Here is a 13,501-nt window from a genome sequence, read left to right on the forward strand (position 1 = left end):
CGTGGCCATCGACCTGAACAGTGACCTCGGTGAGAGCTTCGGCGCCTGGCGACTTGGCGACGACGAGGCGATGCTGACGCTGGTGACCAGTGCCAACGTCGCCTGTGGATTCCATGCGGGCGATCCGGCAACACTGCTCGCGACCTGTCGCGGCGCCGCGGATCGCGCCGTGCGGATCGGCGCGCAGGTCGGCTACCGCGACCTCGCCGGGTTCGGACGCCGCTTCGTCGACGTCTCCTCCGCCGACCTGACCGCCGAGGTGATCTACCAGATCGGCGCCCTCGACGGCCTCGCCCAGTCGTCGGGGTCGGCGGTCGCGTACGTGAAACCGCACGGGGCGCTCTACAACACGATCGTTCACCACCGTGAGCAGGCGAAGGCCGTCGTCGCGGCGATCGTCGCCTACGACCCCACCCTGCCCGTCCTCGGACTGCCCGGATCTGTCTTCTTCGCCGAAGCGGAGGCCGCGGGCCTGCGGACCGTCGCCGAGGCGTTCGCGGACCGCGGCTACCTCCCGACCGGCGAACTCGTCCCGCGCACCCAGCCGGGTGCCGTGCTCACCGACCCCGACCTCGTCGCGGCGCGGGTCCTTCGGATGGTCGAGGACGGTCGGGTCGACGCCGTCGACGGCACCGTCGTCGCCACCCGACCCGAATCGGTCTGCGTCCACGGCGACACCCCGGACGCCGTCGCGATGGCCGTCGCGATCCGCGACCGGCTCGCCGCGGCGGGAGTCGACCTCGCACCCTTCGTGTGATGCGCGTCCTCGACGTCGGTGACGGCGCGGCGCTCGTCGAATTCGGCACCCTCGACGCCGTTCTCGCCGCGTTCCGCGCCCTGGACTCGTCCCGCCCCGACGGTGTCGACGACCTCGTGCCCGCGGCCCGGACGATTCTGGTCCGCTTCGATCAACGGGTCACGAACCGCGAGTCCGTGCGGGCGTGGCTCCGCGACATCCGACCCGTCGACGCGGCCGAGGAGGTACGCGCCGACGCCGTCGACATCGGTGTCCACTACGACGGCCCCGACCTCGAGGAGGTCGGCGATCTCACCGGGCTCGGCGTCGCCGGGGTGATCGCCGCGCACACCGGGGCCGACTGGACGGTGGCGTTCGCCGGATTCGCGCCCGGGTTCGGGTATCTCGTCGGTGGACCGGAGTCACTGCACGTGCCGAGGAGGTCGAGTCCGCGCACGTCGGTGCCGTCGGGGTCGGTCGGGCTCGCGGGCGAGTTCTCCGGCATCTACCCCCGCTCCTCCCCCGGCGGATGGCAACTGATCGGCAGCACCGACGTCAGCCTGTGGGACACCGACCGCGATCCGCCCGCGCTGCTGCGGCCGGGTGTCGGCGTCCGATTCCACGCCCTCTGACCCCGCCACCGCGTGCGCACCTGCGGTCGAGGCGACCCGGATCAGCCGCCGAGCGCGAACGCGACGAGGAAACCGGCCGCGGTCGAGATGCCGACCCACCAACCGCCCTCCCGGTACGCCTCGGGCATCAACGAATCCGCGAGGACCGCGATCGTCGCGCCACCGGCGAACGCCTGGATCACCGCAATCTGCTGCGGCTGGATCGAATCCGCAGCCGCGTTCGCGGCGACCACGACCAGCACCAGGACGACGGCTGTCACCACCCACAGCAGCCGCGCCCGGCGAGCATCGAAGTTCGGCTGGGTACGCATCGACGCCGCACCGGCCACCGCTTCAGGCACGTTGCCGACCGCGATCGCCACCAGCAGGACGAGCCCGCCCTCCGCGCTCAGTGAGACGCCGAGGGCGGTGTTCTCCGGAATTCCGTCGAGCAACGCGCCGAGCATCAGGGCCCAGCCGAGCGCCGCGGGACCGAGCCTGTTCTCGATCAGGTGGTCGGCGACCACGTAGACGAGGGCGCCCAGCATGAGGGCGATGCCCGCAACGACAACCCCTTCCGCTTCGAACGCCGGTTGGAACAGTTCGGTGGACACGGCCGCGACCATCGCGCCCGCACCGAATGCCATCAGCCCGGCCAGCGCCGGGCGCGGCAGGTCGTAGCGCAACCCGACCACGGCACCGATCAGCATCGGCAGGGCCGTACCGAGTCCGTAGAGGGCGGCTGTCAGCATGCGGCGATGGTACGACGCACGACACGACCGCACCGGGTGCGCACCCGCCGGCGCGACACACGAGTGGACGCGTCGGCAGCGGGCACACTCGGCGAGGTGCGCGACAATGGGTTTCGTGAACTCGCTCGAGGTGCAGCGCGTCGGGGCTCTGGTCCTGGTGCAGGACCGGGGCCGGCCCGGATACGCGCACCTCGGCGTGGGGCGATCCGGTGCCGCCGACCTCGCCGCGCACGATGCCGCCAACCGGCTGGTGGGCAACGCGCCCGGAGCCGCAACACTGGAAGTCACGCTGGGCGGGCTCCGTGTCCGCGCCACCGGGAGCGCGACGGCCGCCGTGACAGGAGCACGTGTCCGGTTGTCCCTCAACGGAATCGACGTACCCGACTACTGCACACTCCATCTCGGAGCCGGCGACGAGCTCACCGTCGGACACCCGACGGACGGACTCCGGAGCTACCTTGCGGTGCGCGGCGGCATCGACGTGCCGCGGGTACTCGGCAGTCGCGCCACCGACACCCTCGCCGGACTCGGCCCCGACCCGGTGCGGCCCGGAGACCTGCTGCCGATCGGAGAGGAACGGAGCGAGTGGCCCGCGACGGAACTCGCTCCGCCGCCGCCCGCGCGGCTCCGTCCCGTCGTGCTTCGGGTCCGAATCGGCCCGCGCCACGCCATGTTCGACACCGATTCCCTCCGCGTCCTCACCGGTCAGGAGTGGACGGTGACCCCGGACGCGAACAGGGTGGGAGCCCGGCTCACCGGTTCGTGTGCACTGACGCGGTCCGACACCACCGAGATGCCGAGCGAGGGCATGGTTCCGGGAGCACTGCAGGTACCGAGCAGCGGGCAGCCGGTCCTGTTCCTCGCCGACCACCCGGTGACCGGCGGCTACCCGGTGATCGCGGTCGTCGTCGACGCCGACCTGAGCGCGGCGGCGCAACTGGCCCCCGGCGATGTGATCCGGTTCTCCCAGGTCGCGAACCGTGCGTGATTCTCACCCCGGTGGGTGACAATCACGCACGGGCGCGTCAGCGGCGCTGACGCGCGATGTCGGCGAGGACGACGCCCGCCGCGACGGAAGCGTTGAGCGACTCGACCGGACCGGCCATCGGGATGCTCAGGATCGTGTCGCACGTTTCGCGCACGAGCCGCGAGAGCCCCTTGCCCTCGGATCCGACGACGACGACAACAGGACCGGAGCCGTCGTACTCGTCGAGGGTGGTGTCACCGCCTGCGTCGAGACCCACGATCTGCACACCCTTCGCGGCCCAGTCCTTCAGGGTGCGGGTGAGGTTGGTGGCCTGCGCGATCGGCAGCCGGGCCGCGGCGCCCGCGCTGGTGCGCCACGCGACCGCCGTCACCGACGCGCTCCGGCGCTGCGGGATCACGACACCGTGACCGCCGAACGCAGCGACCGAACGCACCACGGCACCGAGATTGCGGGGATCGGTGATGTTGTCCAGCGCCACCAACAGCGCAGGCTGCTGCTGCGTGCGGGCGTTGGCGATCAGGTCGTCGGGATGCGCGTACCGGAACGGCGGCACCTGCAGCGCGACACCCTGGTGCAGCCCGTTGGCGCTCATCCGGTCCAGATCGGTGCGCGGCACCTCCAGGATCGAAATGCCGTTGTCGGCCGCGATCTGCACGCTCTCCGAGAGTCGGTCGTCGTTCTCGGTGCCGACCGCCACGTACAGCGCGGTCGCGGGAACCCCGGCCCGCAGGCACTCCAGCACGGGGTTGCGCCCGAGGACGTTCTCCGGCCCTGCCTCACCCTTACGCGGGGACCCGCCGCGGCCACGCGGAGCGCTGCCGCCGGTACGTCCGGAGGTAGCTGCCTTCTCTGCCGCCCGGGCACGCTTCGCGGCGGGATGCTTGGTCCGCTCGACGGCGGGCGGGGTCGCGCCGCGACCTTCGAGGCTGCGCCTGCCCTTGCCGCCGGACCCGGTGACCTGGCCCTTCTTGGTACCGGACTTGCGAACTGCGCCGCGCCTGCTCGAATTGCCTGCCATGTCTACCCTGCTTCGTCGTGGTTTTTCTCGAGGGACCACTCGGGTCCGCCCGCGGTGTCGGTGACCGCAATGCCCGCCGCGGCGAGCCGGTCCCGGATGGCGTCGGCGGTCGCCCAGTCCTTGTCCGCCTTGGCCTGCTGACGCGCTTCCAGACTGGACTGCACCAGCACATCGAGCGCCGCGTGCGCGGCAGACGCATCCGTCGACCCCGCGGCCCAGTGCGGGTCGAGAGGATCGACGCCGAGGATGCCCATCATCGCGCGGACCTGGCCCGCGATGACGACAGCGGTGTCGAGGTCGCCCGCGGCCAGCGCGCGGTTTCCCTCGCGTTGACGGCCGTGGATCTCGGCGAGCGCCTTCGGGACGCCGAGGTCGTCGTCCAGTGCCGCGGCGAACGCGTCCGTCCAGGTCCCGACCGGAACCTGTCCCGCCCGCTCGGCCGTCTTGAGCACGAAGGACTCGATGCCTCGATACGTTTCGGCCGCGACGTCGAGCGCGTGATCGGAGTACTCCAGCATCGACCGGTAGTGGGCGCCGCCGAGATAGAACCGGAGTTCCTGCGGCCGTACACGTTTGAGGACGTTCGGCACCGAAAGCACGTTGCCGAGCGACTTCGACATCTTCTCGCCGCCCATGGTGACCCAGCCGTTGTGCAGCCAGTACCGCGCGAACCCGTCACCCGCGGCGCGCGACTGCGCCAGCTCGTTCTCGTGATGCGGGAACACCAGATCGAGACCGCCGCAGTGGATGTCGAACTCGCCACCGAGATACGCCTCGGCCATCGCGGAGCACTCGAGGTGCCAACCCGGCCTGCCGCGGCCCCACGGCGTCGGCCACGACGGCTCACCCGGCTTCTCCGCCTTCCAGAGCGTGAAGTCGCGGGGGTCGCGCTTGCCCTCGGCGGCGCTCTCGCCCTGGTGCACGTCGTCCAGCTTGTGTCCGGACAGTGCGCCGTACTTCTGCCAGCTCTGCACGTCGAAGTAGACGTCGCCGGCCGCCGCGTACGCGTGCCCGGCGTCGATGAGGCGCTGCATCAGCTCGACCATCTGGGTGATGTGCCCGGTCGCCCGCGGCTCCGCCGACGGCGGCAAAACCCCGAGCTGGTCGTAGGCCCACGTGAACGACCGCTCGTAGGTGGCGGCCCACTCCCACCAGGGACGGCCGGCATCCGCGGCCTTGTTCAGGATCTTGTCGTCGATGTCGGTGACATTGCGGACGAACGCCACGTCCAGGTCGTGCGCGGCCAACCACCTGCGCAGCACGTCGAACGCGACACCACTGCGGACGTGGCCGATGTGCGGCTCCCCCTGCACGGTTGCCCCACAGAGATAGATCGACGCGTGGCCGGGGACCAGCGGAACGAACTCACGCAGGGCCCGCGTTTCGGTGTCGAAGAGTCGCAGGGTCACGACGTGCGATCTTACCGGTCCGCAGGGGCGGGGAAGACCAGCGCGGTGGCAACCGCGGCGATGCCCTCACCCCGACCCGTCAATCCGAGACCGTCGGTCGTCGTCGCGGACACCGACACCGGTGCCCCGAGGACAGCCGACAACGCCTCCTGAGCCTCGACCCGTCGGGGGCCGATCTTCGGCCGATTACCGATCACCTGCACGGCACCGTTGCCCACGGCGAAACCGTTCACCTCGAGCAGTCGACGCACCTCCGCGAGCAGCGTCGCACCGCTGGCACCCGACCACTCCGGGCGTCCGGTGCCGAACACGGAACCGAGGTCGCCGAGACCTGCCGCCGACAACAGGGCGTCGCACAACGCGTGCGCGGCCACGTCGCCGTCGGAGTGTCCGGAGCAGCCGTCCTCGCCCTCGAACAGCAGTCCCGCCACCCAGCACGGCCGACCTGCCTCGATCGGATGGACGTCCGTCCCGATGCCCACTCGCACGGCGTGTGACTCCTATTCGTTCGTGTCCGGGTCCGTCAACGCCCGCGCCAACGCGAGGTCGAGCGGAGTGGTGATCTTGAAGGCGAGGGGATCGCCCGCGATGGTGCGGACCTTCGCCCCGACCCTCTCGACGAGTCCGGCGTCGTCGGTCGCGGCGACGTCGGATCCCGCGTAGGCGCGGCGCAGCAGCGCGGCGTCGAACCCCTGTGGAGTCTGCACGGCCCGCAGTTCCGACCGCTCGGGCGTCGCGACGACGACGCCGAGAAGATCCACCGTCTTGATCGTGTCCGCGACGGGCAGAGCGGGCACGACAGCCTCGCGTCCGGCCCGCAGTTCTGCGACCACCCTGGCGATCAGTGCCGGTGGCGTGAGCGCGCGGGCGGCGTCGTGTACGAGCAGCAGGTCGGCGTCCGGGGCCGCCTCGATTCCCGCGCGAACCGAGTCCGTTCGCTCCGCTCCCCCTGCCACCACGGAGACACCGACGGGAAGGTCCGCGCGAACCTCGTCGACACGCTCCTCCGGCACGATCACCACGACCTCGTCGACCACACCGGAGTCGAGCAGGCCGCTGACCGCACGCTCCAGCAGGGTCCGACCGCGCAGTGCCACGAAGGCCTTGGGTATGCCCTCACCCAGGCGAGTTCCCTGCCCGGCCGCGGGTACCAATGCAACGACCCGGCCACCGCTGCGCGCGTCGACCGGGTCGTTCACGATGTTCATCTGTTATCGAATGCTGTCGCGGCCGTCAGGACGCTGCCGCGAGAACCTCGTCGAGGATGATCTCGGCCTTCGCGTCGTCGGTGCCCTCGGCGAGTGCCAACTCACCGACGAGGATCTGACGAGCCTTCGCCAGCATCCGCTTCTCACCTGCGGACAGGCCACGATCCTGCTCCCGGCGCCACAGGTCACGAACGACCTCTGCCACCTTGTTCACGTCGCCGGAGGCCAGCTTCTCCAGATTCGCCTTGTACCGCCGTGACCAGTTGGTGGGTTCCTCGGTGTGCGGTGCACGCAGCACCTGGAAGACCTTGTCAAGGCCTTCCTGACCGACGACGTCACGAACGCCGACGTACTCGGCGTTGTCTGCGGGGACCCGGACGGTGAGATCGCCCTGGGCGACCTTCAGTACCAGATATTCCTTTTGTTCACCCTTGATGGTGCGAGTCTCGATTGCTTCGATCAACGCCGCGCCGTGATGGGGGTATACGACGGTGTCTCCGACCTTGAAAATCATCTGTCCCGTGCCCCTTTCGATCTGCCCAGTTTATCACGGGTTCCACCAGGGGCGGTTCCAACGTCGCTGGTCAGACGCGCAGAGCGAAGATAACGGGGGTTGACACCAGGTCACGAACATGCATCGACGGGGCGGTCGGGCAGGCGCCCGGAACACCTTTCGAGCCGTTCCGCGGTCGACACGTACGGCCCGAACGTCGACCCGGGGACGCCCGCCCGCGCGATGACTACTACTCTGCCTAGTTGTTACGACCCGACGCCGTGGAGGACACCCCGTGACAGCACTCAATGCGTCGACTCGCCGAGTCGCCACCGCCGTTGCCCTTGCTGCAGCAGCTGCCATCTCGCTGTCCGCCTGCAGCGCGGGCCAGATCACCCAGACCGCCACCCAGGTTTCCGCCGTCAACGGCAATTACGCGAACCAGGGCGACATCTCGCTGCGCAACGTGCACGTCGTCTACCCGAACAGCGAGGAGTACAGCCTCGAGCCGGGTGGCACCGTTGCGCTCGCGTTCACCGCGATCAACGAGAGCGAATACCAGGCCGAGCGCCTGGCCAAGATCACGACCGACAAGGCCGCGTCCGTGACCATCGCGGGTGAGCCCGGCGAACGGATCATCCCGCCGCAGACCGCGCTGGCAGCGGGCACCCTCAACGCCACCGTCGTCGACGACGGCGAGGAGATCGAGTCGAAGATCATCCTGGTGACGCTCAACGACATCGGCCAGGACGTCTACCCCGGCCTCACGGTCCCGGTCACGTTCAGCTTCGAGCGGTCCGGCGACATCACCGTCGACGTGCCCGTCGACGCGGGCCCGGCCACCGATCGTCACGAGTCCGACAAGTCCGGCAACGAGGGTGCAGGCACCCTCGCCGAGATCGCCGGCGGTCACTGACCGTCCCACGGACATCGAGCGGCCCCCGACCTGTCACAGGTCGGGGGCCGCTGCCGTCGGGACGACCGGTGTCACTGCCGTCGGGACGGCCGGTGTTCCTGCCGTTGTCGGGGTCGATAGGGTCGACCCACTTTCCGATGAACAGGAGCGTGACATGACCGGACCGACCGTGGTGTCCTTCGACGACGGCGCGACGCCGCGCATCGCCGATTCGGCCTGGCTGGCCCCGACCGCCGCCGTGATCGGCGACGTCACCCTCGGGGAGGACGCCAGTGTCTGGTACGGCGCGGTCGTCCGCGGGGACGCCGACTCGATCAGCATCGGCGCGGGAACCAACGTCCAGGACAACGTGTCGATGCACTCCGATCCCGGGTTCCCGCTGTCCGTCGGCGCGAATGTCAGCGTCGGGCACAACGCTGTGGTGCACGGCTGCACGATCGGTGACGCCTCCCTGATCGGGATGGGCGCGGTGGTGCTCAACGGCGCAACGCTCGGCGCGAACTGCCTCGTCGCCGCTGGCGCCGTGATCCTCGAGGGCACCGTTGTCCCACCGCGGTCCCTGGTGGCGGGAGTCCCGGCGAAAGTGCGCCGCGAACTCACCGACGAGGAGGTCCGTCATATCGAGTTCAACGCCGAGGGCTACAAGGCACTCGCGAAGAAGCACCGGGCCGCGACGTCGTCCTGAGTGATGTCGGTGCCCACACCTAGTCTTGGGCACCGTGGCGAAAACGAAGACCAGCTACCGCTGCACCGCCTGCCGGTACACGGTCGCGAAGTGGGTGGGCCGGTGCCCGGAGTGCGGTGAGTGGGGTTCCGTCGAGGAGGCGGCCCCCGCCCTCACCCCGGTCACCAACCGGCCGGGCGCGAGCGCCGCACGAGCGGCCACCGCGCTCGTACCCACGTCCCCCGCCATGCCGCTGACCCAGGTCAGCTCCACCATCAGCCGGGCGAAGCCGACGGGTGTGCCCGAACTCGACCGGGTGCTCGGGGGCGGCATCGTCCCCGGTTCGGTGGTGCTCCTCGCCGGAGAGCCGGGCGTCGGAAAGTCGACACTGCTGCTCGAGGTCGTGCACCGTTGGGCGCGCCGCGGCCCGGACGACCGGTCACTCTACGTCACCGGCGAGGAGTCGGCGGGTCAGGTCCGGCTGCGGGCCGACCGGACCGGCGCCGTGCACGACCGTGTGTACCTCGCCGCCGAATCCGACCTCGCCACCATCTTCGGCCACGTCGAGCAGGTGCAGCCGACGCTGCTGATCGTCGACTCGGTCCAGACGATGCTCGCTGCGGACGTCGACGGCGTCACCGGCGGCGTCACCCAGGTGCGGGCGATCACGGCCGCCCTGACGACGCTCGCGAAGACCAGCGGGATCCCCGTACTGCTGATCGGTCACGTCACCAAGGACGGTGCGGTCGCAGGCCCCCGGGCTCTCGAGCATCTCGTCGATGTCGTCCTGCACTTCGAGGGCGACCGGCACTCGACCCTGCGGATGCTGCGTGGAGTGAAGAATCGGTTCGGCTCGGCCGACGAGGTCGGCTGCTTCGAGCTGCACGAGGAGGGCATCGAGTGCGTCTCCGACCCGTCGGGTCTGTTCCTCCACCACCGTGAGGCGATGGTGCCCGGCACCGCCGTCACCGTCACGATGGACGGCAAGCGGGCCCTGCTCGGCGAAGTGCAGGGCCTCGTCGTCCCCACTCAGAACCCGTCTCCGCGGCGAGCGGTCAGTGGCATGGACTCCGCGCGTGTCGCGATGGTGTTGGCGGTCCTCGCCAAGCACGCCAACATCCGCACCCACGACAAGGAGGTCTACGCCGCGACGGTCGGTGGCATGCGGGTCACCGAGCCGTCCGCCGACCTGGCGCTCGCCCTTGCCATCGCGTCCGCCGACCGCGACACGGCGCTGCCGTCCGGGCTCGTCGTGCTCGGTGAGGTCGGACTCGCCGGCGAGGTCCGCCGCGTCAGCGCCGTCGGCCGCAGGCTCACCGAGGCAGGCAGGCTCGGGTTCACCGAAGCGGTGGTGCCCGGCGGCTCCGGCCCGTACCCGAAGGGCGTGAAGGTCGTCGAGGTCGGCAACCTTCAGGACGCGCTGCGGGTCGTGCCGCGGCGAGCGAGGGCCGCCCGGGACTAGGCCGGCGTCAGAGGGTCGAGTTCCCGAAGTTGGGCATCGTCGGGACACCGTCGACGAACTCGGCCATCGGCGTGAAGTGCTCCGGCTTGATCCGCAGGAACAACCCGCGCGATGTGGCGACAACCTCGTTACTCGCCGCGGGCCCCTCCACGATGCGGGCCTCCGAGCTGGCGTAGACCTTCCGTCGGATCGTCCCGTCGATCCGGGCCCGGAATTCGAGCACCGAACCCAGTGGGATCGGCCGGGCGAAGTCGATCTGCAGGTGGCCGGTCACCACCGGCGTCCCCAGCACCATGCACGCCATGCCCTGGGTCTCGTCGAACGCCGTGGTGAGAATGCCACCGTGGATCACGCCAGGTCCACCCTGGTAGCGCGACGCCACGGTCAGTTGTCCGACGACCTCGATCCCCTCGGTTGCGGTGAAATGCATCGCGAGTCCGGCGGGCTGCTCGTCGCCACAGCCGAAGCACTTGGCCCAGTGCTGGGGCAGTGCGCCTCCGGGCTCCGGGAAGAAGTCGGGGCGACTCGGAATCTCGAGATCGTCGGGCAATATCCAGGTACCGCTCATGTCTCGGTAATCTAGTCGCGACATGTGCGCCGGGGAGCCAGAGGCTCCGTCGCATCGGATCGGGGCCGCGAGGTTCCTGCGAGGCAGGGGGACGGCGATGGACGACACCGCGGCCACGCTTCGCGAGACGATCGCACGGTTGGCGCCGGGAACCGAGTTGCGGGACGGACTCGAGCGGATCCTCCGGGGACGCACCGGCGCACTGATCGTGCTCGGCTACGACGACGAGATCGAGGAACTCTGCGACGGCGGTTTCGTCCTCGACGTCGAGTTCGCGCCCACCCGCCTGCGTGAGCTGTCGAAGATGGACGGCGCGGTCGTGCTCTCGACGGACGGCACCCGCATCGTGCGGGCGAACGTGCAGTTGGTTCCCGATTACAAGATCCCGACGGTCGAATCGGGTACCCGACACAGGGCTGCCGAGCGGACCGCCATTCAGACCGGATATCCGGTGGTCTCCGTCAGCCAGTCGATGAGCATCGTCTCGGTGTACGTCGGCGGGGTCCGGCACGTCCTCGAGGGCTCGTCGACGATCCTGTCGCGCGCCAATCAGGCCGTGGCCACTCTCGAACGCTACAAGTCGCGGCTGACGGAGGTGACGAGCGCGCTCTCCGTCGTGGAGATCGAGGACTTCGTGACACTCCGTGACGCCCTGACCGTGGCGCAGCGACTGGAGATGGTGCGGCGGGTGTCCGTCGAGATCGAACGTGACGTGCTCGAACTGGGCACCGACGGGCGGCAGCTGGCGCTGCAGTTGGAGGAACTCGTCGGGGACAACGACGTCGCGCGGCAGTTGGTCGCCCGCGACTACCTGGCCGGCGCCGGTCAGCCCGCGTCCGAGGCGGTCGAAGCGACGCTCGCGGCGCTCGACGAACTCACCGACGCCGACCTGCTCGACCTGACGACCCTGGCACGGGCATTCGGGTACCCCGCGACGATCGAGTCGCTCGATGCACCGATGAGCCCCCGCGGCTACCGGGTGCTCGCCCGCGTGCCGAGGTTGCAGTTCCATCAGGTGCACCGGCTCGTCGCGTCGTTCGGGACGTTGCAGGGCCTGCTCGCCGCCACCGCGGCCGACCTGCAGGCCGTGGAAGGGATCGGCGGGCTGTGGGCCAGGCACATCCGGGAGGGTCTGTCGCGGCTGGCGGAGACGTCGATCACCGGACCGTTCGACTGAAGCGCTGTGCGTGACCTTCACCCCGGTGAGGGTGAAGGTCACGCACAGTGGCGGCGGAGCCGCGTCAGCTCAGATTGAACGGTTCCGGAGCACTGCGCAGGTTCCCCAGCTGGCCCACGACCGAGTAGGCGCCCGCAGGCACCGGCTCGCGCGGTGCCGTGCACCCGGGTTCGGAGGTCGCGCCGGACCACTTGACCGTGAACGCGGCCTGCTCACCGGCGGCGAGGGTGCGGACGTCCGCCGCCGCGTTGGGGAAGCAGTCGTTGTTCGACCACAGGCGCTGCTGGGTGTCGAGCGTGTAGACCAGCACCTGCTGCATGCCTGCCCCGAGTTCCCGGTCGCAGGGAGCGTTGCCGATGTTCGTGACCACGATGCCGAACTCGGGTTCCTCACCGGCAGGGTAGGTGGGTTTGCTCGCGCTGACCTTGACGGCAAGGGAGCTGTCGGGGCACTGCCCCGCGGCCACGGGCGTTGCCGATGCGTCCGCGGTGCCGGACGCCGAATCCGTGCCGGACGCCGAACCACCCGACCCCGAACCCGAGGCCGATCCCGATTCGGAGGCGGACGTCGAGGGCGACGCCGTCGTGGTCGTCGTCAGTGACGCGCTGGCGGCGGCCGCGTCGGTGGCCTCGTCGTCGCCTCCCCCACGCACCGCGGAGACGATCCAGATCAGCAGAACGAGCGCGACAACCGCCGCACCGATGGCAAGCCAGCGGCGGCGCCGGTAGATCTCGGGGGGCAGCGGCCCGGACGGTTCCATCACGGATACCACGGTAGGTGTCCGGGGTTCCCGGCACCTCCACCAGGTCCGGCGTGTCGCATCGGCGGCACTGTCAGAGTGCGGCTGTCTCGTCCGCGACCTCGCCGATCTCGCCGACGACGCTGCGCAGCTTCACACCGCCGTCGTCGAGTGCATAGGTGACACCCACGATGGCGCACGTGCCGTTCTCCACCTTGTCGGCGATGATCCGCGAGCGCTCCATGAGCAACTTGCCGGTCTCTTCGACGTGACGGGACTCCAGTTCGTCGATCGTCGTCAGGCCCTCGGTGCGGCCGACGAGGATGGACGGAGCGACCCGCTCGACGATGTCACGGATGAAGCCACCCGGAATCTCGCCCTTGTCGAGAGCGTTGAGGGTCGCCGCGACGGCACCGCAGCTGTCGTGGCCGAGTACGACGATCAGCGGGACGTTCAGGATCCCGACGGCGTACTCGATGGAACCGAGAACCGCGCTGTCGATGACGTGACCTGCCGTGCGGACGACGAACATGTCGCCGAGCCCCTGGTCGAAGATGATCTCGGCGGCGACGCGTGAGTCACCGCAGCCGAAGATCACCGCGGTCGGGTGCTGGCCGCCGACCAGCTTCGCGCGATCGGCAATTCCCTGGCTCGGGTGCATCGACGTGTCGCCGACGAACCGCTCGTTACCCTGCTTGAGGGCTTTCCAGGCCGAAATGGGATTCGAGTTGGGCATGCCTGCCATTGTGCACCCCGCCCC

Annotated in this window: 16 protein-coding genes; 7 read left to right on the top strand and 9 right to left on the bottom strand. The window is 69.8% G+C overall.

All coding sequences use genetic code 11. The annotated features are described in order from the left end of the window. Position 1: 1 nt before the first annotated feature. Both FFS72_RS11710 and FFS72_RS11715 read left to right on the top strand, forming a co-directional pair. The gene (locus tag FFS72_RS11710) at positions 2-757 is read left to right on the top strand and encodes a LamB/YcsF family protein (protein ID WP_137874105.1); all 756 of its coding nucleotides are present in this window, start codon (positions 2-4) and stop codon (positions 755-757) included. Further along, the gene (locus tag FFS72_RS11715) at positions 757-1,368 is read left to right on the top strand and encodes a 5-oxoprolinase subunit B family protein (protein WP_137874106.1); all 612 of its coding nucleotides are present in this window, start codon (positions 757-759) and stop codon (positions 1,366-1,368) included. The genes FFS72_RS11710 and FFS72_RS11715 overlap by 1 nt, the downstream gene beginning before the upstream one ends. 41 nt (positions 1,369-1,409) lie before the next feature. Here the strand turns inward: FFS72_RS11715 and FFS72_RS11720 are convergent, their stop codons facing one another. Then, positions 1,410-2,099, bottom strand: coding sequence for a ZIP family metal transporter (locus FFS72_RS11720; RefSeq protein ID WP_137874107.1), 690 nt, complete (start codon positions 2,097-2,099; stop codon positions 1,410-1,412). A 106-nt stretch (positions 2,100-2,205) separates the two neighbouring features. Here FFS72_RS11720 and FFS72_RS11725 point away from each other — a divergent pair, with 106 nt between their 5' ends. After that, positions 2,206-3,087, top strand: coding sequence for a 5-oxoprolinase subunit C family protein (locus FFS72_RS11725; RefSeq protein WP_171018642.1), 882 nt, complete (start codon positions 2,206-2,208; stop codon positions 3,085-3,087). Positions 3,088-3,124: 37 nt separating this feature from the next. On the opposite strand, the gene rlmB is transcribed toward FFS72_RS11725, so the two are convergent. From rlmB to carD, 5 genes are read right to left on the bottom strand one after another with little or no spacing between them, the layout of a single operon-like run. Further along, positions 3,125-4,105: a 23S rRNA (guanosine(2251)-2'-O)-methyltransferase RlmB gene (gene rlmB / locus FFS72_RS11730; RefSeq protein ID WP_137874108.1), complete on the bottom strand. Its 981-nt coding sequence runs from the start codon at positions 4,103-4,105 to the stop codon at positions 3,125-3,127. Between the two features lie 2 nt (positions 4,106-4,107). Then, positions 4,108-5,514, bottom strand: a complete 1,407-nt coding sequence (gene cysS, locus FFS72_RS11735; protein WP_137874109.1) for a cysteine--tRNA ligase — start codon at positions 5,512-5,514, stop codon at positions 4,108-4,110. A gap of 11 nt (positions 5,515-5,525) precedes the next feature. Continuing rightward, positions 5,526-6,002 (bottom strand): 2-C-methyl-D-erythritol 2,4-cyclodiphosphate synthase, encoded by a 477-nt coding sequence (gene ispF / locus FFS72_RS11740; protein WP_050063608.1) that lies wholly within the window; start codon positions 6,000-6,002, stop codon positions 5,526-5,528. Positions 6,003-6,014: 12 nt separating this feature from the next. Beyond that, the gene (ispD, locus tag FFS72_RS11745; protein ID WP_137874110.1) at positions 6,015-6,722 is read right to left on the bottom strand and encodes a 2-C-methyl-D-erythritol 4-phosphate cytidylyltransferase; all 708 of its coding nucleotides are present in this window, start codon (positions 6,720-6,722) and stop codon (positions 6,015-6,017) included. Positions 6,723-6,747: 25 nt separating this feature from the next. Further along, the gene (gene carD / locus FFS72_RS11750; RefSeq protein ID WP_007528440.1) at positions 6,748-7,236 is read right to left on the bottom strand and encodes an RNA polymerase-binding transcription factor CarD; all 489 of its coding nucleotides are present in this window, start codon (positions 7,234-7,236) and stop codon (positions 6,748-6,750) included. Positions 7,237-7,510: 274 nt separating this feature from the next. Here carD and FFS72_RS11755 point away from each other — a divergent pair, with 274 nt between their 5' ends. The 3 genes from FFS72_RS11755 to radA all read left to right on the top strand — a co-directional run bounded on the left by FFS72_RS11755 (position 7,511) and on the right by radA (position 10,257). Further along, positions 7,511-8,131, top strand: a complete 621-nt coding sequence (locus FFS72_RS11755) for a copper chaperone PCu(A)C domain-containing protein (RefSeq protein ID WP_137874111.1) — start codon at positions 7,511-7,513, stop codon at positions 8,129-8,131. Positions 8,132-8,285: 154 nt separating this feature from the next. Further along, entirely contained in the window at positions 8,286-8,816 is a 531-nt protein-coding gene (locus FFS72_RS11760) for a gamma carbonic anhydrase family protein (RefSeq protein WP_050063605.1), read from the top strand. 34 nt (positions 8,817-8,850) lie between these two features. Continuing rightward, a complete protein-coding gene (gene radA, locus FFS72_RS11765) occupies positions 8,851-10,257 on the top strand; it encodes a DNA repair protein RadA (RefSeq protein WP_137874112.1) in 1,407 nt (468 codons plus the stop codon). Between the two features lie 7 nt (positions 10,258-10,264). Here the strand turns inward: radA and FFS72_RS11770 are convergent, their stop codons facing one another. Then, a complete protein-coding gene (locus FFS72_RS11770) occupies positions 10,265-10,825 on the bottom strand; it encodes a PaaI family thioesterase (protein ID WP_137874113.1) in 561 nt (186 codons plus the stop codon). Between the two features lie 97 nt (positions 10,826-10,922). Here FFS72_RS11770 and disA point away from each other — a divergent pair, with 97 nt between their 5' ends. Next, on the top strand, positions 10,923-12,002 hold the full coding sequence (gene disA / locus FFS72_RS11775) for a DNA integrity scanning diadenylate cyclase DisA (protein ID WP_137874114.1): 1,080 nt from the start codon (positions 10,923-10,925) through the stop codon (positions 12,000-12,002). A 64-nt stretch (positions 12,003-12,066) separates the two neighbouring features. On the opposite strand, the gene FFS72_RS11780 is transcribed toward disA, so the two are convergent. Together FFS72_RS11780 and FFS72_RS11785 are read right to left on the bottom strand one after the other, a co-directional pair. Continuing rightward, complete coding sequence (locus tag FFS72_RS11780; protein WP_137874115.1) at positions 12,067-12,765, bottom strand: hypothetical protein; 699 nt, start codon at positions 12,763-12,765, stop codon at positions 12,067-12,069. A gap of 70 nt (positions 12,766-12,835) precedes the next feature. Then, on the bottom strand, positions 12,836-13,477 hold the full coding sequence (locus FFS72_RS11785) for a carbonic anhydrase (protein ID WP_137874116.1): 642 nt from the start codon (positions 13,475-13,477) through the stop codon (positions 12,836-12,838). Positions 13,478-13,501: the final 24 nt, after the last annotated feature.

Origin of the sequence: Rhodococcus sp. Q (genome assembly GCF_005503035.1) — a bacterium.
In the GTDB taxonomy this organism is placed as follows: domain Bacteria; phylum Actinomycetota; class Actinomycetes; order Mycobacteriales; family Mycobacteriaceae; genus Rhodococcus_G.

Bases quoted from the DNA above. Each gene is read 5' to 3' on its own strand.
- FFS72_RS11720 (WP_137874107.1), bottom strand. From the start codon at position 2,099: ATGCTGACAGCCGCCCTCTACGGACTCGGTACGGCCCTGCCGATGCTG.
- disA (WP_137874114.1), top strand. From the start codon at position 10,923: ATGGACGACACCGCGGCCACGCTTCGCGAGACGATCGCACGGTTGGCG.
- ispD (WP_137874110.1), bottom strand. From the start codon at position 6,722: ATGAACATCGTGAACGACCCGGTCGACGCGCGCAGCGGTGGCCGGGTC.
- FFS72_RS11760 (WP_050063605.1), top strand. From the start codon at position 8,286: ATGACCGGACCGACCGTGGTGTCCTTCGACGACGGCGCGACGCCGCGC.
- FFS72_RS11785 (WP_137874116.1), bottom strand. From the start codon at position 13,477: ATGCCCAACTCGAATCCCATTTCGGCCTGGAAAGCCCTCAAGCAGGGT.
- FFS72_RS11725 (WP_171018642.1), top strand. From the start codon at position 2,206: ATGGGTTTCGTGAACTCGCTCGAGGTGCAGCGCGTCGGGGCTCTGGTC.
- FFS72_RS11770 (WP_137874113.1), bottom strand. From the start codon at position 10,825: ATGAGCGGTACCTGGATATTGCCCGACGATCTCGAGATTCCGAGTCGC.
- carD (WP_007528440.1), bottom strand. From the start codon at position 7,236: ATGATTTTCAAGGTCGGAGACACCGTCGTATACCCCCATCACGGCGCG.
- FFS72_RS11715 (WP_137874106.1), top strand. From the start codon at position 757: ATGCGCGTCCTCGACGTCGGTGACGGCGCGGCGCTCGTCGAATTCGGC.
- rlmB (WP_137874108.1), bottom strand. From the start codon at position 4,105: ATGGCAGGCAATTCGAGCAGGCGCGGCGCAGTTCGCAAGTCCGGTACC.